Genomic DNA, 10,605 nt, shown 5'->3' on the forward strand with positions numbered 1-10,605 from the left:
TTGTCTTGAAAACATTCTTTCTTTTGCTCGATAAATCTTTCTTCTCAAACTGGTTTTCCAAATGCTGCTATTGTACCCCTTAATTCCTCAATAGGCTGTATTTACCCATAGAATGATTGGATAATGGAACTCGCGTAATGCTTCTCTTGTCCATTGCAAATAGCCGAAGAAAATTTCTTGTTCCGATCGCTCTTCACCTAGTCTTAGAAAATAAAGCTCCTCTGTACCAGTTACAGTGATAATCGCCTTGCTGTTTTTCTGAAGATAATCATCGGATTGGATAAGCTGCGCGATCGCTGCTCTTAGACTTGGTTCTTTGCGATCAAGAGTGACCCGATAGGGGCGGATTTCTGGCTTTAGTTCAGTTTCGTAGCGATCGATAATTTGGTTGCGAAAGTTGACATCATCACAGACTGCGATTAGTAAACTGAGCTTACCAAAGCTGGCTTCAATGGAAACGATCAAATCATCATAGTTATTTTCGTTATCTTCATTGCTGGGTGGGGGTGGGGGGAAATCTGCTAAAATCGTCATGATATTTCCTCATCTCTCTTTGAGAAGATCGGCAACAATCGGATGGACATCGTACCAAAGCTTGGCATTGCGATATTCTAAAATGTACAAGCCATGCAATAAATCACGGAACCTCTGATCGGCGGGATCGTTTGGCTTAGGCTTAAATTCAATTTAGCACTTTTGCCTGCTATAAAGGGAGATCGCTACGATGTCACCCAGTTTTCAAGCATAAGGTCGTGAACTCGATTAAATTCTTTGGTGTTGTTGGTGACTAGGGTTAGGTTTAAACTCAGAGCATGAGCGGCTATGAGCAAATCCATTGCGCCAATGATTTTGCCTGATCGCTCTAGGGTTGCGCGGATGTCTCCGTAAATGGTTGCGGATTGTTCGTCAAATTGGACAATTTCTAATGGGATTAGGAATTGGTTGAGGGCGGCGCGATTGCGATCGGGAAATTGGCTTTTGGCGGCTCCATATTCTAGTTCGGCTACGGTGATGGATGAGATGCCAATATCAAAGGGGGCGATGGTTTGAAATTTTTCTAAAACGTCTTTGGGCTTGCGTTTGATGATGTAAATGCAAGTATTGGTGTCGAGCATATATCTCATGAGAATAGTTCCTCTCTTTCTTGCAATGGAGGTTGTTCTCTGGTTTCCATGAAGTCATCTGAGAAGAGGTCGAGGCTATTCCAGAGGGTTTGCCAAGGGTTGTTTTTGGGGATAAGGATGATCGCGTTGCCGACTTTTTTGATGTAGACTTCTTCGCCGACTAGTTGAAAGCCGTCTGGTAATATGGCTAGTTGTTCGTTGCCTTGCATTCTGAGTTTGGCTGTGTGCATGGGTTTGTCCTCCTAGTTGTATTCTAAGTTAATTCTTCTAAGCCAAGCTTTTATGTCATTTGTGAGTTCTTGGGTGCTTTTTTCTCCTGTGAATGGACATATGTGGATTGAATCTGTTATTAGGCTTTGGCAGAGTTGATTGATCGCCTCATTAGCACTTTTGCCATAAAGGGCGATCGCTATTTAAAAAGCACCTTTAAATAGAACTAAAAAGCAATATCATCGTATGGACTAAGTTGTTTTGTTGGCTGCCCTTTCAAGTACAACAAAAATTCAATCAACTCTTCTTTTTTTAATTGACGGCGAGAGGACTTCCCAAACTTACATAGCAAATATTCTTTCCCTTGTCTTGTATTCCAGCCTATACGATTCATCTCAATTAAAACTTGATTGATCGCTGTCTCTCTATCTGCTAGAACCATTCTCCTGTATAAAGAAATCTCAAGTTGAGTTAGCTCATCATTAAAGATGTCCTGTTTTGCTTCTATGATTATTTGCCTTAAATCGTAAGGATCAATATAACTAAAAGATTCAGGGGAATCTTCATATAGATCTTCTTCGCTTTCATACCAATTCTCTAAATGTTCTATCCACGGCTCCACTGATATGCTCTCTTCTGTGGAATCAGGCATTTGAATTTCTTTATTTGCCTTGACATATTTTAGATATTGTCGAAGAAAGTTTTTACATTTTTCCGCGAGAGAATAATATTCATCATCATTTATCAATTCAGCAGCCTTGCTGATATCATTTATAGCATCTTGATAGTTCGCAATCCAAGCATTAGTAAATCCTCTAAACTGATAAAATTTTGGCGAATCTTTATCTGTTATTGAGTCTAACAAACTTAAACATTCTTCATACTGCTCTAGCTCATAAAGTTCTATAGCTTCTTCATAAAGAAATTCATCTAAAAATAAAAATGTGCCATTGTATAAATACTTAATAAATCGATTAAATTGATATTTTAAATTTTTGTTACTTACATTTATTATCCAGTTTTTAACGGATTGGCTCAAATTAGATGGTAAATTTGAAATAGGTTGTTGCAAAGACAATTCACTCGTTTTATTTGAATCAAAAAAAACAACCAAGTCATTGAGTAAATTTTTGCGTGTTACTAAGCATTCGCGTTCACGAACTTTTACATTGTTGGGTAAATTGAGTTTGCTACGCATCCACAAGGTTAGAGGGTTACCCTTGATAATGTAAGGATCAACTGATATTGAATCAACATAACTAAAGGGCAATCTACTATTGGGGAAAGTACAGCTAATTTCTGGATCGGCAGCCCATGGAAATTCTGGAAATTCTTGCTTCAGTTTCTGCCTGAATTTTATGAGAGAATTTTTATGAGATCCTACTTCAAAACGATTGACAAACAAACGTTCAACATCTTTGATTTCAGTCAAAGAATCTGCTTCACGATTAAAATTTTTTGCCCCAGCAGATCTCAAACAAATCGCTACATCAAGTGCTTCGAGTAATGATTCAGGTCTAATTTTTAGCAAAATTGGTCCATATGGATTAGGTACGGTCGAATCGCCTTGGGGTGATTTAGCAAATGTTGTACCAAAATCAGAGAGATTAACAAATACTTTTCCCCATACTTCGTTAGCTTTGTCTGTGTCATCAGTATCAAATTTTGTGAAATTTTTAAGACTGTTTTCCAAGCAAGCTCTCGAAGGTATCCCACCCAAAGATAAATAAGATTGTAAATCAGCAAGTTGGCAAGCGTGGTAAAGAAAAACTCCTCTTTGATTAAAGAGCTTTACTAATTGTTCTACATCATTTCCCTTAAACATATATTTGATTACTCCTTAAAAAAGAACGAGTTGGGCAACATCTTGAATATTGCGAGATTCAGGCAAGAAACAACTAGCTAGTTTTGCAGATTCAGCTTGAAGCATTTCTGATATTGTCGGTGATATTAATCTCCATAATTTAGAGGCAGTATCAAGTGTCAAACCAACTTTGCCAAGTCTCCAGTCAACTTCTCTTGTCCACCAATAAGAAGTCAAAGATTGATTTGTTATAGCACTTTCACAATAGAAACTAGCCCAATTTATCTGACGGTAAGGGATCTCAAAGATTTTTGATGCTTCTCTTAAAGCCTCTTTACCCTTTGATGTGTGTTTATCAATAGCAATCCAGAAAGGAAATTCTTCTAGTTGTGAAGTTGACTCAGAACGATAAACTTCTGGTAAGTTTTCCACAACACTTAAATAAGCTGCGGCTTGCATAAATGCTCTATCCCAAGGCCAGCCACCTCGCTTAAATCCTTTATGAGCAGAGCTAACAATAGCCAATCTTTTCTCGTCAGGACATTCTCTAATTACCCATTCCCAAAAGTCATGCGGTCTCTTAATTGCCTCCGATATGATTTTAATATCCCGATCTGAGGGTAAATTACATAAAACTGAAAAGTCTCCCTGAGAAAGTGCATACCCTAATGAACCAAGACCTGCTGCGTCTTTTATTTTGACCGACCTTGCTGTTTTTATTAGAGCTTCAGTAATATTTTCGTCTTTAGTAAATTTCAGATTACCACCTAAAACCCAACATTCTTCAAATACAATCACAGACAAACGATTTTTAAGCCATTCTTTATCTCCAGTTTTCACTAGATGCTCAGCAACAACTTTGGTAAGCTCTGCATTACCACGTCGTACAGCTTTTTGCAATAATGACCGACACGCTTGATCAGTTTCGGGTCTTGGCTTTCTCATATTTATCCTGCGTTTTGTTTCTATGAAAATCAGGGATTGAGATAATTTAGTTAATCTATATTTTAGTTTCATCTGTATTCTATAACTGTTTACAAAATACGTTTGTAATACTCTACAAGAAATTTACTTAATTCGGTTTAACCGTTACCGTTAGCTTTAGCCCCAAACTATCCAACCAAGCCGCCAACTCATACACCGCTTGACTTTTATCACTTACACCAAAATCTTTCACCCATGCGCGATCGCCATCACCACCCAATGCCACATTATCAATAGCCCCCAGCCAACAACTAAAGCATCCCTAATCTTTCATGGCGTATTTAGGATCTCGATAACCTTAGCGATCGCCTGAAAATTACAAATCTTGCCATGCTTCATCTTCCTCTGGGCTAAGCCAGTCTTTTGCTAGAAATGATTCTCTCATCATGGTAATTGCTAGTTTCTCTTGTTGATATTGAGGAACATTCAATATGAATCACCAAACAAATAGGACTTACCCAAATCTCAGTAAATTTGTGGGTTTGGGATAAGTCCTATACTCATCAAAGTTTGAGATTGAAAACAGCCTTGATCATTTCTTGATCGGCATCGGGGTGAAAGGCAAAACCGAGCTTGCGGCAAATACTTTGCATCTGGTAATTGCTATGGAGAATATAGCCCACGATCGCCTCAAGATTTTCTTCTTTACCGATTTCCAAGAGGCGGCGCATTAGCTCTGTGCCAACCCCTTGATGTTGGTAATGATCGCTGACGATTAGGGCAAACTCTGCTTCATTTGTGCCATGCAATTTGCTCAATCTGGCAACACCGACAATTTCTTGGGTTTCAGGAAGGGAACGATTGGCAACGAGGATCATTTCGCGATCGTAGTCAATGAAGCAGATCCGTGATAATCGCTCATGGGAAATGCGCTGATTGAGCTTAACCACATGGGCATAGCGCAGATAGACACTTTCCTCTGACAGAGTTTTATGAAACTGCACCATCATTGGTTCATCTTCAGGGCGGATCGGACGGATCTTCAGGCGATCGCCTTTGAGAGATTGCCAAGGCTGGGAATATTTATTGGGATAGGGACGGATCGCAGGGGCAGGGCGTTGATCGATATCGGCGGCGGTATGCAACACCACCCGCGCATCAAGGGCGATCATGACCTCCGATGATACGAGTAAAGGATTGATGTCAATTTCACGAATCTGCGGCTGTTCTACGATCAATTGGCTAAAGCTGACCAATAGCTGTTCTAATTTAGGAAAGTCGATGGATTTGCGCCCCCGCACACCTTTGAGGGCTTGATAGATGCGGGTTTGCTCCATCATGCGTTTGGCGAGGGTGGTGTTTAGGGGCGGCAATGCCAGCGCCCGATCGCGAAATACCTCCACCAACTGCCCACCCATACCAAACAACATCACCGCCCCAAATTGCGGGTCAAGGCTACTGCCTAAAATCAATTCATAGCCTTCGAGTTTGACCATCGGCTGCACGGTCACGCCCAAAAAGGCTTCAGGATTAATCGCATTTACCCGTGAGGCGATCGCTTCATAGGCTTCTTGCACTGCTGCGGCATTCTCCAAATTCAGGCAGACCCCGCCCACATCGGTTTTATGGGTGATGATTTCAGAATGCAGCTTTAAAACAATGGGATAGCCGAAGTTCTCGGCGATCGCCACAGCTTCATCGGCGCTATGGGCGATCTCCGTCTCAATTGTGGGAATGCCATAGGCGCTTAGCAATTGCTTCGATTCGTACTCGGTCAAAATCGGGCGATCGCCACTGATGGCATGGTTGAGAATTTGGGAGACTAGGGCGCGATCGGGCGCGTGTTGATCAGAATCTTTAGGCAGCAATGGCGTTTCGTAAATGCCGCGCAAATTGTAAGTATAGCGCCACATATAGTTAAACAGGCGCACCGCCGTATCGGGATAGGGGAAGGTGGGAATATTTGCCCGATTGAGAACCTGCGTACCCGCATTTACCTCCGCTCCGCCCATCCAACTAGTGAGAATCGGTTTACCCAATTTGCTATATGCTGCCAGCTTTTCGGCGGTGGCGGTGGGATTGGTCATCGCCTGTGGAGTCAAGATCACCAACAGTCCATCGCTATGGGGATCATCGGCAACCACTTCAAGGGTTTGGGCATAGCGATCGCAACTAGCATCCCCCAGAATATCAATGGGATTGTGATGGCTCCATTGCGCGGGCAAAAACTGATTTAATCTTGCTAAGGTTTCGGGCGCAAGTTCCGATAGTTCACCACCGCCACTAATCAGGGCATCGGTGGCGATCGCCCCAGGTCCCCCCGCATTGGTGACAATGGAAAGGCGATTACCCTTAGGTCGGGGCTGCTTTGCCAAGATCTCTGCCATATCAAACAAGTCAGAAATCGTATGCACCCGCAACACACCACAGCGTCTAAAGGCAGCATTTAATACTTCATCACTGCCCGTCATCGCCCCCGTATGGGAAGCCGCCGCCTTTGCTGCCGCCGCCGTTGATCCCACCTTCAGCACAATGATCGGCTTGTCCATTGCCACTTCCCGCGCCGCTGACAAAAAGGCATGGGCATTACCGATGGATTCCATGTACAAGACAATACTTTGAGTATGGGGATCATCACCTAAGTATTCAATTAAATCGCCCCAACTAACATCTAACATGGAGCCGATAGAAATAAAAGCGCTAAATCCCACATTCTCATTGAGGCTCCAATCTAAGATCGAAGTACAGAGCGCCCCACTTTGACTGATAAAGGCAACATTGCCCTTTTGGGCGATCGCCCCTGCAAAGGTGGCATTTAGCCCAATCAAAGGATTCATCAATCCCAAGCAATTAGGACCAATAATTCGCATTCCCCCCAGTTGCGCCGCCGCTAAGATCTCCTGCTCAAGGGCGATCCCCTGCTCACCCACTTCCCGAAAACCTGCGGAAACAATGATCGCGCCTTTTACGCCTAAGGCAACACAGTCGCGCACCACCTGTGGCACAGTGGCGGCAGGCGTGGCAATTACCGCCAAATCCACCACTTCAGGAACCTCTCCTATGCTGGGATAGGACTTGATCCCCAAAACACTATGACGCTGCGGATTAACAGGAAAAACCGTGCCACCAAAGGGGCTACTAATCAAATTCCACAGTAAAGTTCTCCCCACACTGCCTTCCCTCTCGCTCGCGCCAATCACCGCCACAGAGCGCGGATTAAAAATGCAATCGAGGGGATGCCGTTGCTCCCGCCAAATATCATGGGAAGGATCTTTGCACTGAATTATATCTTTTGTCATTTCATCTTACTCAAGTCTGATAGAGAGTACTTTTCAAAATAAGTTCAAAGCAAGTTCAAATTAATTGTAATCCTAGTTCCTTCTTTCCCATCACTATAAATTTCAAACCTACCGCCATATAGTTCCACTAAACTCTGGGCGATCGCCAAGCCTAAACCGATCCCCTGTTGTTCATAAAACTGCCGATCAAACTGCATATACGCACCAACCGCCGCAATCTGCGCCTCAGTCATGCCCCTGCCATGATCCTGTAGAGTAAATAGCCACTGTCGATTGCTCACCGTAGTTTGCAGAGTCACCTTGCTCCCCTTGGGCGAATATTTAAAGGCATTGTCTAGCAGCTCTGCAACAATTTTGATCAAATGTTCATCAGTAATGGGTAGCTCGGCAGGGGCGATGTGCATCTCTAGATCCTCTAAGCGATCGCCTTGACTAGCTTTTTTGTTACCAGTATCAGTAATAATGCCTTGACTGGAACAGGGGATTACCACTTCTAGTTTGGCTAGATTTGTATCTTTGCGCGATCGGAGGACTATTAACTTGCTATAGAGTAGATAATTTTGAATGAGGCGCTGTAGGCGTTCCGCAGAATTATAAATCCCCTGAGCGCATTCATGAATATCTTCAGGTGTCAGTTCAGCGCTTTGCAAACGCATTAAATCTGAAAGCCCCATAATGCCTGAGAGAGGGGTTTGTAGCTCATGGGGCAGCGCTAAGGTGATACTGCTACGCAGAGCATCCATCTGCGATTCTAAGCGATGATCAATGATTTTCTGTTTATTTAAACGCACAGCGATCGCTTCGAGAAGCTCTTCTTTGGTACATGATTTTTCTAGATAATCATCAGCCCCAAGGGTCATGCCTTTACGACTACTGCGGCGATCGATCATCGAAGTTAAAAACAGAAAAGGAACTGTACTCAATCTCGTATCTTGGCGCACCTGTTTCAGTACTTCATATCCATTCAATCTAGGCAACATGACATCGCAAATAATCAAATCTGGCTGCATCTGCATAGCCAAGTCCACTCCCTTTGCCCCATTGTCTGCTGTGACCACTACAAAACCCTCTAGCGTTAGTAGATCCTCCAAATAGCTGCGAATCAATCCCTCATCTTCAATCACTAGTATGCAGGTCATAGATGTTAGAAATTAAATAGAAATTAAATAGAAATTAAATAGAAATTAAGTAGAAATTAAAAATATGATTAAATAATATGGAGGCAAGGAATATAGGTCAATATAAATATAATAAGTATATAAAAGTTAGATGCTGCTCAAAAAAAGGAATCTAGCCCCTTAAACCTAGACAGACTCTAATCCCCAATATTTGAATATAGCCCTTTGAGAGCCTGTTTGAAAAGTTTTGATCCCCCTAAGTCCCTCTAAAAAGGGAGCTTTTTAATCTTTACCCCCTTTCGTAAGGGGAATAGGGGGGATCAATCAGTGTTTTTAGCGAATTTCCAGACTGTTTAAACAATCTCTCAGGTTTTGATCTGATTAACTGACAAAATTTAAATCAGCACATAGCGCGGCACTTTAAGGAAAACTTTGAAATTGCAGGAAAATCCCCCCCCTTTAAAGTTTCTTATAAAGCTTTCTATGATTTGAAGTTCTAGAAAGAACTTGAAAGCGTTGTAAATCAACACTTTTAAGACTTTTCTGAAACCACTCAAAACTGCAACGGACTGTAAAGATTTTAAAACCATAAATTTTAAAGACATAAAATGGTTAAGCCAGTTTATGCTTTAGCATAATCTTGAGATAAATTTTTAGATAGTTCTACGATGCTAGCATTTTTTTAATCTCATCGTTACAATAAATATTTATGATTAACACCAAATTAAAAATGGTAATGTCGTTTACTACTTCCTTCCCAGTAACAATTTAGCCATGGCGGCACGAAGCTTAGCCACGCTAATTCTTGGTTTGATATGTCTATTTCTTTAACGTGAATAATAGATGTAGGATGATTTGCCGCGCAAGCTTATTATTCGCTGCGAAAGGATTAAAAAGAATCAAACGGAAAATCCAAATAACAAAATAAGGCAATGACCAACACATTTTCAATTTTGGTTGTCGATGACGACCCCAATAACTTTGACGTAATCGAGACTTTTTTGGACGGTCAGGGCTACCAGTTGCATTACACGGCTAGCGGCAAGGATGCGATCGCTGTGCTTGATGCCTGTCAGCCAGACTTAATCTTGCTAGATGTGATGATGCCAGAAATAGATGGGATCGAGGTTTGTAAATTAATCAAGGCAAGCACCAAATGGCACTCAATACCAATCATTATGGTGACTGCTCTCAATGCCAAATCGGACTTGGCAAACTGTCTGAATGCGGGTGCTGATGACTTTTTGAGCAAGCCCATTAACAGCCTAGAGTTGCGGGCAAGGGTCAACTCAATGCTCCGCATCAAGCAACAGTATGACCGTATCCAATCTCTTTCCAATGTTCGCGCCAATACGATTAACATCCTCGAAGGCACTCTCAATGAACTGCGGGGCAACCTAGCCTCGAAGATGTCCCATGAACTGAATACGCCCCTCAATGGCATCATCGGCACAATTGATTTGTTAAACGATGATCTCGAAAATATGGATCTTGCCGAAGTTCGGGAGATGTTGGGTTGGGCGGATGAGTCGGCACGTCGTTTGGAGAAATTGACCAAGAAGTTTTTGACCTATTTAGAGTTGGAGGTGGCTGCCACCAACCAAAATTCATTCAAATTCGCGCATACAAAATTTGAAAAAGCTCTAGTTGAGTCAAAACTGCGCTCAACTGCCAGCCAAGTGAAGCGTGATCATGATCTGATCTTGGAGCTAGAGGAGGCTGAGATTGCCATATCTGAAAATCATCTGTTGACGATTTTGCAAGAGTTATTTGACAATGCGGTGAAGTTCTCGCCAGCAGGCTCTATAATCAAGGTCAGCAGTCAAGTTAAAGGGCGGGTATTTTGTTTGTCAGTTCAGGACTTTGGTCGGGGCATGACTAACGAGCAGGTTAACCATATTGGCGCTTTCATGCAATTTGAACGTCAAACCTACGAGCAGCAGGGTGCTGGTTTGGGTTTAAAAATTGTCACAAGGATTGTGGAACTGGCAAAGGGGCAGTTCTCTATTTCCAGTGTTTGTAAAGACAATACTGCGGACATTTTTAAAAAAGGAGCCAAAAAAGCTATTCATCGGATAAGGTGCAAGTGTTGAAACAAAACACCAAATGAATAGCATGATCGCCAT

9 protein-coding genes and 1 pseudogene are annotated in these 10,605 nt (G+C 42.3%); 1 reads left to right on the forward strand and 9 read right to left on the reverse strand.

The features are described from left to right. Positions 1-87 precede the first annotated feature (87 nt). The 9 genes and pseudogenes from H6F44_RS20745 to H6F44_RS20780 form a co-directional block, all read right to left on the reverse strand. Complete coding sequence (locus H6F44_RS20745) at positions 88-534, reverse strand: hypothetical protein (RefSeq protein WP_190352995.1); 447 nt, start codon at positions 532-534, stop codon at positions 88-90. A gap of 9 nt (positions 535-543) precedes the next feature. Further along, positions 544-678: pseudogene (locus H6F44_RS24155) on the reverse strand (ATP-binding protein); the annotation flags it as partial. 41 nt (positions 679-719) lie between these two features. Continuing rightward, positions 720-1,124: a type II toxin-antitoxin system tRNA(fMet)-specific endonuclease VapC gene (vapC, locus tag H6F44_RS20750; RefSeq protein ID WP_190352996.1), complete on the reverse strand. Its 405-nt coding sequence runs from the start codon at positions 1,122-1,124 to the stop codon at positions 720-722. Further along, on the reverse strand, positions 1,121-1,354 hold the full coding sequence (locus H6F44_RS20755) for an antitoxin (RefSeq protein ID WP_190352997.1): 234 nt from the start codon (positions 1,352-1,354) through the stop codon (positions 1,121-1,123). Before H6F44_RS20755 ends, vapC begins: the two co-directional genes overlap by 4 nt. A gap of 206 nt (positions 1,355-1,560) precedes the next feature. Beyond that, a complete protein-coding gene (locus tag H6F44_RS20760) occupies positions 1,561-3,159 on the reverse strand; it encodes a hypothetical protein (RefSeq protein WP_190352998.1) in 1,599 nt (532 codons plus the stop codon). 15 nt (positions 3,160-3,174) lie between these two features. Next, positions 3,175-4,155 carry a hypothetical protein gene (locus tag H6F44_RS20765; protein ID WP_190352999.1) on the reverse strand — a complete coding sequence of 327 codons (981 nt, stop codon included), beginning with the start codon at positions 4,153-4,155 and terminating at the stop codon, positions 3,175-3,177. Between the two features lie 55 nt (positions 4,156-4,210). Next, positions 4,211-4,348 (reverse strand): hypothetical protein, encoded by a 138-nt coding sequence (locus H6F44_RS20770; protein WP_190353000.1) that lies wholly within the window; start codon positions 4,346-4,348, stop codon positions 4,211-4,213. Between the two features lie 277 nt (positions 4,349-4,625). Continuing rightward, the gene (locus tag H6F44_RS20775) at positions 4,626-7,361 is read right to left on the reverse strand and encodes a bifunctional acetate--CoA ligase family protein/GNAT family N-acetyltransferase (RefSeq protein WP_190353001.1); all 2,736 of its coding nucleotides are present in this window, start codon (positions 7,359-7,361) and stop codon (positions 4,626-4,628) included. 44 nt (positions 7,362-7,405) lie between these two features. After that, a complete protein-coding gene (locus tag H6F44_RS20780) occupies positions 7,406-8,500 on the reverse strand; it encodes a hybrid sensor histidine kinase/response regulator (protein WP_190353002.1) in 1,095 nt (364 codons plus the stop codon). Positions 8,501-9,411: 911 nt separating this feature from the next. Here H6F44_RS20780 and H6F44_RS20785 point away from each other — a divergent pair. Continuing rightward, positions 9,412-10,572, forward strand: coding sequence for a hybrid sensor histidine kinase/response regulator (locus H6F44_RS20785; RefSeq protein ID WP_190353003.1), 1,161 nt, complete (start codon positions 9,412-9,414; stop codon positions 10,570-10,572). The last annotated feature ends 33 nt before the right edge of the window (positions 10,573-10,605 follow it).

Origin of the sequence: Pseudanabaena cinerea FACHB-1277, assembly GCF_014696345.1 — a bacterium.
GTDB classification, from domain to species: Bacteria; Cyanobacteriota; Cyanobacteriia; order Pseudanabaenales; family Pseudanabaenaceae; genus Pseudanabaena; species Pseudanabaena cinerea.